The 14,819-nt window shown below is 62.8% G+C and carries 18 protein-coding genes; 4 read left to right on the forward strand and 14 right to left on the reverse strand.

What is annotated here, in order from left to right; all coding sequences use genetic code 11:
* Positions 1–109 precede the first annotated feature (109 nt).
* Complete coding sequence (locus AAFN84_RS07385) at positions 110–916, forward strand: protein-disulfide reductase DsbD domain-containing protein (RefSeq protein WP_347513917.1); 807 nt, start codon at positions 110–112, stop codon at positions 914–916.
* Positions 917–1,055: 139 nt separating this feature from the next.
* Complete coding sequence (locus AAFN84_RS07390) at positions 1,056–1,541, forward strand: peroxiredoxin (RefSeq protein WP_347513918.1); 486 nt, start codon at positions 1,056–1,058, stop codon at positions 1,539–1,541.
* Positions 1,542–1,554: 13 nt separating this feature from the next.
* Here AAFN84_RS07390 and rnhA read toward each other — a convergent pair whose 3' ends face one another.
* From rnhA to coxB, 11 genes are all read right to left on the reverse strand, one after another.
* A complete protein-coding gene (gene rnhA / locus AAFN84_RS07395; RefSeq protein WP_347513919.1) occupies positions 1,555–2,016 on the reverse strand; it encodes a ribonuclease HI in 462 nt (153 codons plus the stop codon).
* Complete coding sequence (locus AAFN84_RS07400) at positions 2,013–2,981, reverse strand: homoserine kinase (protein WP_347513920.1); 969 nt, start codon at positions 2,979–2,981, stop codon at positions 2,013–2,015. Before AAFN84_RS07400 ends, rnhA begins: the two co-directional genes overlap by 4 nt.
* On the reverse strand, positions 2,981–3,979 hold the full coding sequence (ispH, locus tag AAFN84_RS07405; RefSeq protein WP_347513921.1) for a 4-hydroxy-3-methylbut-2-enyl diphosphate reductase: 999 nt from the start codon (positions 3,977–3,979) through the stop codon (positions 2,981–2,983). The genes AAFN84_RS07400 and ispH overlap by 1 nt, the downstream gene beginning before the upstream one ends.
* Before the next feature lie 52 nt (positions 3,980–4,031).
* Positions 4,032–4,775: an SURF1 family protein gene (locus AAFN84_RS07410; RefSeq protein WP_347513922.1), complete on the reverse strand. Its 744-nt coding sequence runs from the start codon at positions 4,773–4,775 to the stop codon at positions 4,032–4,034.
* Between the two features lie 2 nt (positions 4,776–4,777).
* Positions 4,778–5,170, reverse strand: coding sequence for a DUF983 domain-containing protein (locus AAFN84_RS07415; RefSeq protein ID WP_347513923.1), 393 nt, complete (start codon positions 5,168–5,170; stop codon positions 4,778–4,780).
* An 85-nt stretch (positions 5,171–5,255) separates the two neighbouring features.
* On the reverse strand, positions 5,256–6,134 hold the full coding sequence (locus tag AAFN84_RS07420; protein ID WP_347513924.1) for a cytochrome c oxidase subunit 3: 879 nt from the start codon (positions 6,132–6,134) through the stop codon (positions 5,256–5,258).
* Position 6,135: 1 nt separating this feature from the next.
* Complete coding sequence (locus tag AAFN84_RS07425; protein ID WP_347513925.1) at positions 6,136–6,771, reverse strand: cytochrome c oxidase assembly protein; 636 nt, start codon at positions 6,769–6,771, stop codon at positions 6,136–6,138.
* Positions 6,772–6,779: 8 nt separating this feature from the next.
* Positions 6,780–6,935, reverse strand: a complete 156-nt coding sequence (locus tag AAFN84_RS07430; protein ID WP_347513926.1) for a hypothetical protein — start codon at positions 6,933–6,935, stop codon at positions 6,780–6,782.
* Positions 6,936–6,940: 5 nt separating this feature from the next.
* Entirely contained in the window at positions 6,941–7,882 is a 942-nt protein-coding gene (locus AAFN84_RS07435) for a heme o synthase (protein WP_347513927.1), read from the reverse strand.
* A 78-nt stretch (positions 7,883–7,960) separates the two neighbouring features.
* The gene (gene ctaD / locus AAFN84_RS07440; protein ID WP_347513928.1) at positions 7,961–9,613 is read right to left on the reverse strand and encodes a cytochrome c oxidase subunit I; all 1,653 of its coding nucleotides are present in this window, start codon (positions 9,611–9,613) and stop codon (positions 7,961–7,963) included.
* 34 nt (positions 9,614–9,647) lie between these two features.
* The gene (coxB, locus tag AAFN84_RS07445; protein ID WP_347513930.1) at positions 9,648–10,523 is read right to left on the reverse strand and encodes a cytochrome c oxidase subunit II; all 876 of its coding nucleotides are present in this window, start codon (positions 10,521–10,523) and stop codon (positions 9,648–9,650) included.
* A 449-nt stretch (positions 10,524–10,972) separates the two neighbouring features.
* Between coxB and AAFN84_RS07450 the strand changes: the two genes are divergently transcribed.
* Complete coding sequence (locus AAFN84_RS07450; RefSeq protein WP_347515074.1) at positions 10,973–11,443, forward strand: invasion associated locus B family protein; 471 nt, start codon at positions 10,973–10,975, stop codon at positions 11,441–11,443.
* 72 nt (positions 11,444–11,515) lie between these two features.
* On the forward strand, positions 11,516–12,931 hold the full coding sequence (gene tldD / locus AAFN84_RS07455; protein ID WP_347513931.1) for a metalloprotease TldD: 1,416 nt from the start codon (positions 11,516–11,518) through the stop codon (positions 12,929–12,931).
* Positions 12,932–12,950: 19 nt separating this feature from the next.
* Here tldD and AAFN84_RS07460 read toward each other — a convergent pair whose 3' ends face one another.
* From AAFN84_RS07460 to AAFN84_RS07470, 3 genes are all read right to left on the reverse strand, one after another.
* Positions 12,951–13,763, reverse strand: coding sequence for a hypothetical protein (locus AAFN84_RS07460; RefSeq protein WP_347513932.1), 813 nt, complete (start codon positions 13,761–13,763; stop codon positions 12,951–12,953).
* A 118-nt stretch (positions 13,764–13,881) separates the two neighbouring features.
* Entirely contained in the window at positions 13,882–14,391 is a 510-nt protein-coding gene (locus AAFN84_RS07465; protein ID WP_347513933.1) for an RES domain-containing protein, read from the reverse strand.
* On the reverse strand, positions 14,384–14,755 hold the full coding sequence (locus tag AAFN84_RS07470; RefSeq protein WP_347513934.1) for an antitoxin Xre/MbcA/ParS toxin-binding domain-containing protein: 372 nt from the start codon (positions 14,753–14,755) through the stop codon (positions 14,384–14,386). Before AAFN84_RS07470 ends, AAFN84_RS07465 begins: the two co-directional genes overlap by 8 nt.
* Between the last annotated feature and the right edge of the window lie 64 nt (positions 14,756–14,819).

The raw sequence follows: 14,819 nt of genomic DNA on the forward strand, positions 1-14,819 counted from the left end.
AGTCATCCGTTGCAGAGTCTTTGGGCGTGTGTGCGCTCTCACGCGATTATGATGGTCTGCGAGCCGTGCACGCTTGCGAAACCCCGCTATCGGTAAGAAGTTCCACGCCATGATTTATCGCCGAACGCTTCCCGCTGCCCTGCTGCTTGCCGCGCTCGGCTGCGCACCTGCCCAAGCCGCCTCCAGCGACTGGTATCATGTCGAGGGTGGTGCCGTGCGCCTTGTCACCAGCGGCAGGGCGGATGCGGACGGAAGGCTTCGCGGTGCGCTCGAAATCCATCTCAAGCCGGGCTGGAAGACGTACTGGGTTGATCCGGGCTCGTCGGGTGTGCCCCCTACGCTGGATGTTTCTGCGGCGGGGCAGCCAGTTCCGGTAGAGATCGCGTTTCCAGCCCCGCAACGCTTCGACGACGGCTACGGCGAATGGGCGGGCTACGATCATTCCGTCGCCCTTGCCCTGACTTTCCGGCTCCCCGACGGGCAGGATGCGGCGGCCGCCCTGGAGGCTGACGCGTTTCTCGGGGTCTGCGAGACGATCTGCATTCCCGTGCAGGCAAAGCTCTCCATCGAGGCTCAGGCTACGAAAGACGAAAGCGCGCACGAGGCGATCGTCGCCGCCGCATTCGGTGCCCTGCCAGGCCCCGCGCGGCATGGCTTCGAGGCACGCTCGATCGATGCCGAGGGCGAAACATTGACGATCGAGGCCACCGTGCCAGACGGCGCTGAGGCACTCGACATTCATGTCGCCGGCACCTCGAAATACACATTCGGCAGCCCCGCCCGCAGCGTTGAAGACGGCAAGACGTTCTTCGCCCTTCCATACCAGGGCAAGGCTGCCCTGCCCGCCGGGGCGCGCTTCCACTACACGCTGGTGACGAGCACGGGTTCCGTTTCCGGGCTGCTCGAGCTGCCGTGACGGTTTCGGAACGTCCGCCCGTTGCCATCCGCGCGGCGATCTGTCTTTGTGCCCGCGAAGCGAGAGCCAGACGGGTCCCCCCCGCCTTACCGGCACTACTTCAAGGAAATCACAACAGCCCTTCCACCAGGAGCGAACCATGACGATTGCCGTAGGCGAGACACTACCAGACGCCACTTTCATGACACCCGGCGAGGACGGTCCAAAGGAAATCACGACCGCTGCGCTGTGTGCCGGCAAGAAGGTGGTGATCTTTGGCGTGCCGGGCGCGTTCACGCCGACCTGCAACAACAACCATCTACCCGGCTATCTCGAGAACCACGATGCCATTCTCGCAAAGGGCGTCGACACGATCGCGGTCGTGGCGGTCAATGACGTGTTCGTCCTGACGGCATGGTCCCGCTTCACCGGCGCGGAAGGCAAGATCGTCTTTCTTGCAGACGGCAGCGGCAATTTTGCCAAGGCAACGGGCCTCGACCTGGACATGTCCGCGCGCGGTCTCGGCCTGCGCTCGAAGCGCTTCTCGATGATCGTCGACGATGGTGTCGTCACCACCCTCAACATCGAGGATTCGCCGGGCACCGCGGTCAATTCCGGTGCCGCGAAGCTGATGGAACAGCTCTGAGGCTGCAGTCGGTTCAAGTGGCGGGCAATCCGCCGCGGCCCTTCTTGAAGGGCGCCATTCCGAGCCGGGCGAGTTCATCCGCCCGCTCGTTTTCCGGGTGACCGGCGTGGCCCTTGACCCAATGCCAGTTCACCTGATGACGCTTGCGGGCCTCGTCGAGCGCCTGCCAGAGCTCGGCATTCTTGACCGGCTTCTTGGCCGCCGTCTTCCAGCCATTGCGCTTCCAGCCGTCGATCCACCCCGAGATGCCGTCCTTGACATAGTTTGAGTCGGTGTAGAGATCGACGATACAGGGCTCCTTCAATGCCTTGAGGACCGAAATCGCCGCCATCAATTCCATGCGATTGTTGGTGGTATCCGCCTCGCCGCCGGACAATTCCTTCATCGTCCCGTTGAAGCGCAGGATGGCGCCCCATCCTCCCGGACCGGGATTGCCCGAGCAGGCACCGTCGGTGAATGCCTCGACCCGCTTCATGGCTGCTTCAGCCCGTATTCGACGGCAGAGCCGACCTGACGGTGGAAGCGCATCTTGCGCACATATTCGAGCGGATCGCGCTTCTGCACAAGCGCCCCGTCCGGTCCGTTGAGCCAGTCGTAGAGGCGAGTCAGCATGAAGCGGAGCGCCGAGCCGCGGCACAGCATCGGCAGGGCTTCCACCTCGCGCGGGGCCAGCGCGCGGACACTCTGATAGCCCGCCAACAGTGCAGTCCCCTTGGTGAGGTTGAAGGCGTGGTCCCGCTCGAAGCACCACGCGTTCAGGCATGTCGCCACGTCATAGGCGAAGAAGTCGTTGCAGGCGAAATAGAAGTCGATCAGGCCGGAGAGCCTGTCACCGAGAAAGAACACGTTGTCGGGAAACAGATCGGCGTGGATGACGCCGGATGGAAGATCATTGGGCCATTCTGCCTCAAGCGTGGAGAAATCGGCAGCGACCTCGTCGCCAAGCCCCTGTTCCACTTCGTCGGCCCGCTCGCGGCAGCCGTCCCACAGCGTTCGCCAGCCAGCCAGCGAAAGCGCGTTGGGACGGCTCAATGGAAAATCGGCACCCGCCAGATGCAGTTTCGCCAGCGCGGCCCCCAGTTCACGGCAATGCACCGCCGTCGGACGGCGTGGCCACATGCCTTCCAGAAAGGTGATGATGGCTGCGGGACGCCCGGCAAGCTCACCGATCATTTCGCCGCCGCGCTGGCGTACCGGCAACGGGCAGGATACGCCGCGTTCGGCCAGATGCTCCATCAGGCCAAGGAAGAACGGCAGGTCAGCTTTCTCGACGCGCTTTTCGTACAGCGTCAGGATGTAGGAACCCGCGCTGGTATGGATGATGAAGTTGGAGTTCTCGGTGCCCTCGGCGATTCCTTTGTAGGAGAGCAACTCCCCAACGTCGTAGCCGCGCAGGAATGCCCCGAGTTCCAGCTCGGTGATGTCGGTAAAGACGGCCATCAAGCGTTGCCGTTGACGAAGGCCATGTCGGCTGCCGTCAGTTCGACGTCGCGCAACACGCGGTTGACGGGGAAATTCTCGGTCTCCTCGGCCGTGACCGCCAGTTCCACCTTGACGTCGAAGCGTTGCCGGAAGGATTCGATGATCTCGTCGACGATGATCTCGGGCGCGGAGGCTCCCGCCGACAGACCCAGCACCGAGATGTCGCCGAGCTCGTCCCACGGGATTTCCGATGCGCGCTGCACGAGCAGGCCGCGCCGGGCGCCCGCGCGTTCGGCGACTTCCACCAGCCGCCTGGAGTTGGACGAATTGGGTGCACCCACGACGAGGAACAGGTCGGAACCGGGCGCCGCCTCCTTCACCGCATCCTGTCGGTTGGTGGTCGCGTAGCAGATCGATTCGGCGGCCGGCGCCTGCATCTGCGGGAAGCGCTGCTCCAGCGCCTTGACGATGCCCGCCGTGTCGTCGACCGACAAGGTCGTCTGCGTGACGAAGCCGAGCGCGTCCGGTGTCTGCGGTGCGATGCGGGCGGCATCCTCCTCGGTCTCGACCAGGGTCACCGTGCCTTCGGGCAACTGGCCCATCGTGCCGATCACCTCCGGGTGGCCCGCATGACCGATCAACAGCACGTGACGGCCCTGGCGCTGGTGACGCATCGCCTGTTTGTGAACCTTCGACACGAGCGGACAGGTCGCGTCGAGATAGAAAAGGTTGCGCGCCTCGGCGTCGGCAGGCACGGATTTGGGCACACCATGGGCCGAGAAAACCACCGGCTGGCTGTGGTGCTCCGGCGGGATCTCGTCCAGTTCCTCGACAAAGACTGCACCGCGTGCCTGCAGCCCTTCCACGACGTAGCGATTGTGGACGATCTCGTGACGGACATAGACCGGCGCGCCGTATTTCTTCAGCGCGAGCACCACGATCTGGATCGCCCGGTCCACCCCGGCGCAAAATCCGCGAGGACCGCATAGCCTGATCGTCAATGGTCGCTGCATCATTCTTCCCGTGCGCGTTTGCAAGCGCGCAGATGGCGTCGATGGGACCCGCCTGTCAAGGCTTGCGCTGCCGCCAGAGCCACGTGCCCATCACGCCCACGAGCGCCAAGGCAAGCCCATACCAGGTGACCGCGTATTGAAGGTGACTGTTTGGCAGGCTGATCAGCGTCACGCCACCGACCGGCAGGCCGCCGGGGTTCGGCGCGTCGTTGACGTCGATGAAGAAGCTCACATAGTCTTCGGGCTCTCCGACGCCTGACGTCGCGGCCATCACCTGCAGGTCTTTCCAGTAGAAGATGTTTCCGTCGACGTCGTTTTCGGGAACCACCCATGACGGCTTCTCGTCGAGCGGGTTGCGCGCCAGCCCTTCTATCGTCTGCCATCCGTCCACCTGGCTCTCCGGGCGAAGCGACGGTTCCTTCAGTTCGAATGGTACGAAGCCGCGATTGACGAGGACGTAACGGCCCTCGTCGAATTCGAACGGCGTGTAGATGAAGTATCCGGTACGTCCTTGGTGAGTCGCGAAGAAGTGGCGCTCGCCCTCATGGCGGAATTCCCCGCCGACGCTGACCGGCCAATAGTCGACATCACCGGTAGTCACACGCCTCGTGGTGATGGAGGAGATCGAATTCGGTGCCGACGCAACGCGCTGCTCGATCGTCGCAAGCAGGTTCTCCTTCCAGGCCAGCCGCTGCACCTGCCAGGTGCCCAGCGCGAGAAGGATCGCCAGTGCGACCAGCCCGAGAACCAGCAACAGGATCGGCGCGCCGCGTCGACGCTCTTGGACGTGATCACTCATCGCTATTTGTCCAACCGCCCCTCTGCGGCCTTGTTGCGGTATTGCAGCACGATCAGCAGCCCCTTGATGAGACGCAGCGAGATGAGGCTGACGATCAAGGTGAGCGGTATCCAGAGCATGAAATGCAGCCAGAGGGGCGGGCTGAGGGTGACCTCCATCCACAGGGCCAGCCCGACGACGAGGAAACCGGCGATGAAGATGACGAAGACGGCAGGGCCGTCGCCTGCGTCTGCGAACGAATAGTCGAGGCCGCAATTGCTGCACCGCTCGCCGACGCTGAGAAAGCCGTCGAAGAGCCTGCCCTCGCCGCAGCGCGGACAACGTCCCGCGAGACCAGCCTTGACCGCATCAACCGGCGGCCAATGGGCGGTGTCGCGTTCGTGATCATCACTCATGCTCCGCTCCCCGCGTTTCAGGGCCTCGAAAGACAGAAGGCGGCCATGTCGCCACGGCCGCCTCCCGGTGAACTGTCGTGGCGCATCAGTGATGGGCGATCGGGGCACCCGCTGAAGCCCAGATGTAGATGCAGGCGAACAGGAACAGCCATACCACGTCGACGAAATGCCAGTACCATGCCGCGGCCTCGAAGCCGAAATGCTGCTTCGGGGTGAAGTCGCCGGCCATGGCGCGCAGCAGGCAAACGAACAGGAAGATCGTGCCGATGATGACATGGAAGCCGTGGAAGCCGGTGGCCATGAAGAAAGTTGCGCCATAGAGCGAATTGGAGAAGCTGAACGGCGCCTCCATGTACTCGTAGGCCTGGACGCCGCTGAACAGCACGCCGAGCGCTACGGTGATCGCCAGGCCCCAGACCAGCCCCTTGCGGTCGTCATGGAGCAGCGCGTGGTGCGCCCAGGTGACCGCGGTGCCCGAGAGCAGAAGGATGATCGTGTTGTAGAGCGGCAGATGGAAAGGATCGAGGACCTCGATGCCGACCGGCGGCCACTGGCCGCCCGTGTATTCCGTCCGCAAGACCTGCGCCGCCTCGTTGGGGAACAGGCTTGCATCGAAGAAGGCCCAGAACCAGGCCGCAAAGAACATCACCTCCGAGGCGATGAACATGATCATGCCATAGCGCAGGTGGAGCGACACCACACGGGTATGGTGACCTTCATGAGCCTCGCGGATCGTGTCCGACCACCAGCCGAACATCACGTAGAGGATGATCGCCAAGCCGATGAAGAACAGCCAAGGCGAAGCCAGCGGGATGCCCAGCAGCGAGAACTCGTTGCCCTTGATCGACTGCATCCAACCGATACCGCCGATGGCCATGACAAGAGCGCCGATGCCCGCCAGGAACGGCCACGGGCTGGGGTCTATGATATGATAATCGTGGTTCTTTGCGTGTGCGTCTGCCATGTCATCCCCCGAATTCGGTATCGGCGTCGGTATTGCTGCTCTGCCCGGCCGGAGCGGTTGCGGCGGAAGTCTGCGGCGCATCCTGGTCGAGCGGGAAGAAGGTATAGGAAAGCGTGATCGTCTGGATATTCTTCAGTTCGGGAACATCGACGATCGCCGGATCGACGTAGAAGACCACCGGCATGTCCATGCTCTCGCCGGGCTGCAACGTCGTGTCGGTGAAGCAGAAGCATTCGACCTTCATGAAGTATGCGCCCGCCAGTGGCGGCGTGACGTTGAAGCTGGCGCGACCGGCGGTAGGCTTCGAGAACGTGTTCTTCGCCTCATAGCTGATCTGCGTCGTCTCGCCGATCTTGATGGTAACGTCGCGTGAAACCGGCTTGAAGTCCCACGGAAGCCCACCGGAGGTGTTGGCGTCGAAGCGAACCTTGATGTCGCGATCGAGGACCGTCTGGGAATATTGCTCGACGCGCTGCGTGGTGCCGCCATAGCCCGTGACCTGGCAGAACATGTTGTAGAGCGGCACGGCTGCGTAGGCCATGCCGACCATGCCAGCGATGAAACCTCCGCACACGAATGCGATGCGGCGGTTGGTCCGCTGCTTGCCTTCGCTGAGTGGTGTCTTCGTGGCGGTCATCCGGTTGCTCAAAGCGGCCTGTTGAGGATCTCGGGTCCCATCTTAACGATGGTCACCACATACATGATGATGACGAAGGCCGCGAGCGCCAGCGCGATCGCCAAGGAACGGCTGCGCCGCGCCTTCTTCTGGCCTTCCGTGAGTTTCACGCCTTCTTCGTCCATGACGCTCACCAGACCGCAAGTCCGCTGCGAGCCGCGACCGCGTCGAGCAGCAGGGCGGCGAAAATCGCGAAAAGATAGAGCAGCGAGTATCCGAACAGCGCCTTCGCGGGCTTCATCACGCGATCCTGTTCCGGCATGCGCAGAACAGCCCAGGAATACCACACGAAGCCGATGCCCAGCGCTCCCGCCAGCAGCGCGTAGCTCATGCTGGCATTGCCGAGGACCGTGGGAAGCACGCCGACCACGGCGACGAGCACGGCATATGCAAACATCTGACGCTTGGTCGATGCCTCGCCAGCAACGTTCGGCATCATCGGAATGCCCGCGCGCTCGTAATCGCCGGACTTGAAGAGCGCCAGCGCCCAGAAGTGCGGCGGAGTCCACAAGAAAATGATGAGAAACTGAATGACGCTTTCGAGGCTCACATGCCCTGTCGCCGCCGCCCAGCCGATCATCGGCGGGAAGGCGCCGGCGGCGCCGCCGATGACGATGTTCTGCGGCGTCCAGCGCTTGAGCCACATCGTGTAGACGACGGCATAGAAGAAGATAGTGAACGCCAGAAGCCCAGCGGCGAGCCAGTTGGCGACCAGGCCAAGCATCATCACGGAGAATGCCGACAGGAAAAGGCCGAAGATCAGCGCCTCGCCCGGCAGCACCCGCCCCGAGGGCACGGGACGCTTTGCCGTGCGCGACATCACGGCATCGATATCGGCATCGTACCACATGTTGAGCGCGCCGGAGGCGCCCGCACCCACGGCGATCGCCAGAATGGCGAAGATCGCGATGAACGGATTGATCGCCGTCTGCGCCGTCATGAGACCGACGAACGCCGTGAACACGACGAGCGACATCACCCGCGGCTTCAGCAGCGCGAGATAGTCGCCGGCGCGCGCTTCCGAGACATGGAAGCCGGCATCGTCAAAGGCGTTTTTCTCTACAAGGGCCATGCGTAGGCAGTCCGCTCTTTCCGTTTGGCCGAAACCGCCGGGTCAACCGGCGGTTCCTCATTCATGATCGTCAGGTGCCTACTTGATCTTCGGCAGCTGCTCCCACTGGTGGTAGGGCGGCGGCGAAGGAAGCTGCCACTCGAGGGTGGTTGCGCCTTCGCCCCATGGATTGGCTCCGGCCTCACGCTTCTTCGAGAAGGCTTCGAAGACGCCATAGAGGAAGATCAGCACGCCCACGGCGGAGATGTAGGAACCCCACGACGACACCATGTTCCAGCCTGCGTAGGCATCCGGATAGTCGATATAACGACGCGGCATGCCGGCGAGACCAAGGAAGTGCTGCGGGAAGAACACCAAGTTGACGCCGATGAAGGTAACCCAGAAATGGGTCCGCGCGATGAGCGGCGAGTACATGTAGCCGAACATCTTTGGGAACCAGTAGTACCAGGCCGCGAAAATCGCGAACACGGCGCCGAGCGACAGCACGTAATGGAAGTGCGCCACCACGTAGTAGGTGTCGTGGAGCGAGCGGTCGAGGCCGGCATTGGCAAGCTGCACGCCCGTCACGCCACCCACCGTAAACAGGAAGATGAACCCGATCGCCCACAGCATCGGCGTGCGCATGGAGATCGAGCCTCCCCACATCGTGGCGATCCACGAGAAGATCTTCACGCCGGTCGGCACCGCGATCACCATCGTCGCGAAGACGAAGTAACGCTGCGTGTCGAGCGACAGGCCGGTGGTGTACATGTGGTGTGCCCACACGACGAAGCCGACCGCACCGATCGCGACCATGGCGTATACCATGCCGAGGTAGCCGAAGATGGGCTTGCGCGAGAAGGTCGACACGATGTGGCTGACGATGCCGAAGCCCGGCAGGATCAGGATGTAAACTTCGGGGTGACCGAAGAACCAGAACAGATGCTGGAACAGGATCGGGTCGCCGCCGCCTTCAGGCGCGAAGAACGTCGTACCGAAATTGCGATCGGTCAGCAGCATGGTGATCGCGCCCGCCAGGACCGGAAGCGCCAGCAGCAGCAGGAAGGCGGTGATCAGCACCGACCAGGCAAACAGCGGCATCTTGTGCAGCGTCATGCCCGGTGCGCGCATGTTGAAGATGGTGGTGATGAAGTTGATCGCGCCGAGGATCGACGATGCGCCGGCAATATGCAGCGAAAGGATCGCGAAATCGACCGAGGGGCCCGGCGTTCCGGACGTGGAGATCGGCGGATACATCGTCCAGCCGGTGCCTACGCCGTAACCACCGGCAGGGCCTGGCACGAACATGGAGATCAGCAGAAGGATGAAGGCCGGCGGCAGCAGCCAGAACGAAATGTTGTTCATGCGCGGGAACGCCATGTCGGGGGCGCCGATCATGATCGGCACCATCCAGTTGGCGAAGCCGCCGATCATCGCAGGCATCACCATGAAGAAGATCATGATGAGCGCGTGGCCGGTGGTGAAGACGTTGAACATCTGCTTGCCGCCGTCGATCGCGGCATCGCCTTCATAGCCGTAGACCATCGCAGCCAGGCCATGGAAGATCTGGATACCCGGCTCCGCCAGTTCCCAGCGCATCATCACCGACATGAAGCCGCCGAGGACGCCCGCCATGATCGCGAAGATCAGGTAGAGCGTGCCGATGTCCTTGTGGTTGGTCGAATAAACCCAACGTGTCCAGCCTGTCGGCGTGTGACTGTCGTGGCTGTCATGAGCTGCAGCGCCTGCCATATTCCCGCTCCGTCTCTCGTTCCGTCACGCAGGCTCAGTTGCCGGCGTCCGCTACGTTCGTCTCTTCGTCCCTGATCGAAGCCATCAGCGCCCTGTTGGCTTCACCAAGGTCGGCCTGCGCCTGCGTGCGCCAGGAATCGAACTGCTCCTGGCTGACGACGCGGATGGCGATCGGCATGAATGCGTGGTCCTTGCCGCACAACTCCGAGCACTGGCCGTAAAAAATGCCCTCGCGATTGGCGTTGAACCAGGTTTCGTTGATACGGCCGGGCACCGCGTCGACCTTCACACCGAAGGAGGGCATCGCGAATGCGTGGATCACGTCGCCGGCGGTGACCAGCACGCGCACAGTCGTGTTGACCGGAACCACGACCTCGTTGTCGACCGCGAGAAGTCGCGGAAATTCTGCAAGGTCTTCCTTGCCGGCATCGGCGCGATCCTGCTCGCGAAGCATGAAGGAGGAGAAGATCAGCGGCTCCTCGTCCTGATACTCATATTCCCAGTTCCACTGCATGCCGGTCGCCTTGATCGTCATGTCCGGTTCCTGTTCCGGATTGTACTGGGCCGTCAGCAACTGGAATGACGGCACGGCCAGGAACAGGAGAATAATGACGGGACCCGCAGTCCAGATCACCTCGATGAGAGTGTTGTGGCTGGTGCGCGAAGGTACCGGGTGGGCGCTGGCGCGATATTTAACGATGCACCAAGCCAGCAGACCGAGCACGAGCAGCGTGATCGGCACGATGAACCACAGCGTGTAGCGTTCGAACCAGATGATCTGCTCCATCAGGGCCGATGCCGGATCCTGGAAGCTCAATTGCCACGGCGTCGGCTGGCCGGCCGCGGCGAACGCGCTGGAGGCTGCAACTACCGGCGAAACGGCTCCAAGGCCCGCAAGGAACTTCTTCATAACCCTCTTCATCTCCCCGGTCGAAAGGTCTCGACGAAAAACAGAAGCAAGCCGGCGCACATGGGGCCAACCGCTATCGCGCGTTCAAACCATACTCTCATATCAACCGCAAGAAAGGCATGTCCCTATATGTGCGGCATTTTTGCGCGCGACGGGCATTCGCAGAGCTTCCACGCCTTGATTTCGCTCAACTTGTCGCAAATGCAGCTTCTATCGTGCCGCCGGTGCCTTCCGTGCGGCCCGTATTTGCTGCAATGCTTGCGCATCCTCCCGCGCAAGCTAGATTGCTTGTGATTCGCCACAATGGCGCGGCAGTGCCGACTTTAGCCGCCCGACAGCCGCGGCTGGGGCAGTGTTTCGGCACCTGGCCGCGCGTAGAAAGCAGGTAAGCGAGGATGCCGCTCATGTCGTTACGTTGGATCTTGCCGTTCGCGGCCGCCGCAGGCGCCATGATCCTGTCGCTGCCCGCGGCGGCACAGCAACAACAGCAGGCCGGCACCGTGCGCTCGACGCATGGCGCGTGGTCGATCATCTGCGACACGCCAGGAGGCGCGACGTCCGAGCAATGCGCCCTCATGCAGAACGTGATCGCCGAGGATAGGCCGGAGGTCGGGCTTTCGGTGGTCGTGCTGCGTACGGCTGACGACAGGGCGGAAATCCTGCGCGTACTGGCGCCGCTCGGCGTCCTCCTGCCCAACGGGCTGGGCCTCAACGTCGACGGCAACGACATCGGCCGCGCATACTTCGTGCGCTGTTTCCAGGACGGGTGCTACGCGGAAGTGATCCTCGAGCAGCCGCTGCTCGACACGTTGCGCAACGGCGACTCGGCGACCTTCATCGTGTTCCAGACGCCGGAGGAAGGGATCGGCATTCCCGTCGATCTTGACGGCTTCGGCGCCGGTTTCGACGCATTGCCCTGAACGTCCGGTCGCAAGCCGCCGACGTCGCGCCTATATAGGCCAGCAAAGCCTTACCAGCATCGGAGCGACATCATGGCAGCCCGTCTTCTCGAACAGTTCGACATTTCCGAAGAAGCCATCCGCAGGATCGTGTCCGACACGATCCAGGGCGCGGATGACGGGGAACTGTTCCTGGAATATCGCGAGGGCGAGGCGCTGGTCTTCGACAATGGTCGACTGAAGACGGCGAACTTCAACACCGACCGCGGTTTTGGCCTGCGCGCCGTCGCCGGGGAAGCAGCCGGCTATGCTCATGCCAGCGAACTCTCGGAAGCGGCACTGCTGCGCGCGTCGGACGCGGTTTCTGCGGTGAAGACCGGCTATTCAGGAACATCCGCTGCCGCGCCGACAGGTACAAACCGCAAGCTCTACGGCGACGACAACCCGATCGCGGAGCCTGGTTTCGAACACAAGGCAAAGCTTCTGCAGGACATCGATGCCTGGCTGCGCAACCGCGATCCGCGCGTGCGGCAGGTAACCGCTTCGCTGGCGGCATCATGGCAGCAGGTGGAAATACTGCGCGTCGACGGACAGGTGGCGCATGACGTGCGGCCGCTGGTCCGGTTCAACGTTTCCGTCGTGGTCGGCGATGGCGACCGACAGGAAAGCGGCTCCTACGGCATGGGTGGCCGCAAGGCGTTCGGTGATTTCCTTGCCGAGGGCTCCTGGCAGCATGCGGCCGAGGAAGCGCTGCGGCAGGCGCTCGTCAATCTAGACGCCGTGCCCGCGCCGGCCGGCACTTTCGACATCGTCCTGTCCTCGGGCTGGCCCGGCGTCATGCTTCACGAGGCGGTGGGACACGGGCTCGAAGGCGACTTCAACCGCAAGAAAACCTCCGCCTTCGCCGGTCTCCTCGGGCAGCAGGTTGCGGCCAAGGGCGTGACGGTGGTCGATGATGGCACGATTTCGGAGCGGCGCGGCTCGCTGACAATCGATGACGAGGGGACCGCCACCAACCGGACCGTGCTGATCGATGACGGCAAGCTGGTCGGCTACATGCAGGATCGCCAGAACGCCCGGTTGATGGGCATGACGCCAACCGGCAATGGGCGGCGCGAGTCCTATGCGCACGTGCCGATGCCGCGCATGACGAACACCTACATGACCGAGGGGCCGCACACGCCGGAGGAGATCATCGCTTCGGTGAAAAAGGGCATCTATGCCGTCTCGTTCGGCGGCGGACAGGTCGATATCACCAGCGGCAAGTTCGTCTTCGGCTGCACCGAGGCCTACATGATCGAGGACGGCAAGGTGAGCCGTCCCATCAAGGGCGCGATGCTCATCGGCAACGGCCCTGACGCCATGCACCGGGTCAGCATGGTGGGCAACGACATGACGCTCGACAACGGCATCGGCATGTGTGGCAAGGCTGGCCAGGGCGTTCCCGTAGGCGTCGGCCAGCCGCATCTGCGCATGGACCGGATGACCGTCGGCGGCACGCAGACCTGACGCCGCCGACTGCTGCGCCTCAGTTTATGAGATCGGCGATCACGAGCCAGCCCTTGGGCTCGCGCACGACTTCGTCGAGCGTGACGCCTGAACCCTTACCGAGGGCGAACTCGCTCCATATGATTTCCAGTATGCGCAGCGCCGGGCCCTTGCCCTTGCCCCGGCCAACCACCGTTTCGAGAAACGCGAACCAGTGCAAGCCTTGCGCCAGCGTCTGCACATCCTGACCGAAGACCTCGTCAAGCTTGTCCTGCCAGGCCGAAGCGGCGGAATTGACGAAAAAGCCCACGACGCCTCCACTGCCGAAGGCGACAGCCGCCTTCGTTGCGCCGCCGGCCGTACCGTACATTTTCTGACGCAATATCCGGGTCATCTGAATTTCAAGGCTACCCGAAGTCACGGCCTTCTTGGCAACCTCCCAGGAATACCAACTGGCGTAGACCACCTTCTTTGCACGCCGCGATGGCGGCACAAGCTTGGTGAAAAGCGCGTTGACCCTGTACCAGACATGCGCTGACGAGGCCGCCTGCGCGCCGCCCTGCAGACCGCTCTGGTCTAGAATGGCGACCGCCATCGTTCCCAACGCGCCGAATGTTTTCTTGGCACGGAAATAACGGGCGGTAGCGGGGGAATCGCCGTCGTGACCATTTTCCGCGAATTTCGGGTTGTCCAGGCCAGTTCCGTCATCTTCTTCCATCATGATGTCGAGCAGACCGCCGAGGAGGTTGGCTGCATCCTCGTTGACGAGCTTGACGCCTTCGACGGCAGCGTTGGCCTTGAACGCCGTCGGCACATAACGCACGGCGCCCTGCGCAGCAGAATAGAGTGTCATGAATTCCCCAAATTACGCGTTCTCAGGAAAAAAATTTGGACCGACCAGGAGTCCGAGAAGGGCAGTTGCCCATTTTCGGAACTACCATCGTCGAAGCCGCAAGGGAACCTGAAGGATCTTACACCCACGAAGCCGGGGTCTTGGGCAGGCGATTGTCGGGGTCGATGACCTTGAGTTGGGGACCGGCGCGTTCGTTCCAGCGGCAGAGAGCCACGCAACTCCCGCCGGGCGACATGAAGGATGGGTAGATCAATCCGTCGAACCCAAGACCGACAAGGCGATGGCGCAGGGCGTGGGTCGCAGGCACGCGCCCCTCATCAAGATCGGCGCGCCATTCGCAACGGTGGATCGATCGGTCGATGTCGAGCGTTTCCAACAACACTGCGTCGGTGAGGTCGGCGAGCCTTGCGCCTGACAGTTCGAGTTGCGCGATCAGCGCCGGGTGTTGCACGAAGCCCTGATTGTATTCCGCCCAGGCGGTGGAGAGCTCGCGCGCGGCATAGATCGTCGGCTCGCCTACGGCATTCCAACGGCCCCCGAAGCGCGCCGCCCCCTCGCCCGACAATGGCAGATAGGCCCAGCGCGGCACGAAGGCGCGCCACAGAGTTAGCTGTGCGCCTTCAGGCATATACGCCGGAGCGCACTGCCTCCAGATAGGCGAGCACCTTGTCGGCCTTGCCCTCACGCACGAGGTCGTAGGCCGTCTTGCCGGCCCAGCCTGGGATCGGCTGATGCTTGAACCAGATCGCGGCGCGCTCCTCCGATCCCGCCATTTCGCCGACCATTGCAAGCACCCGCACCACGGGACTCAGGGCCGCATCAACCTTGCGTGCACCCGCCTTTGCCGCCAACGTATTGCGCGCGACGCCGATCAATCCGGCCAGTTCCGTCATCGTCACGCCGAGGAGCTCGGCGACCCGGCGCGGCGACAGGAACGGCGATCCCTGCTCGCCGAAGCGCTGTGCCGAAAGTTCCAGTGCTGCGCTTACCATGACAATGTCCTTGCACATATTCGCATTTACATGCTCAATATGCGCTCAATCCATGGTCATTTCA

This window comes from Mesorhizobium sp. CAU 1741 (genome assembly GCF_039839275.1).
Lineage (GTDB): Bacteria > Pseudomonadota > Alphaproteobacteria > Rhizobiales > Rhizobiaceae > Aerobium.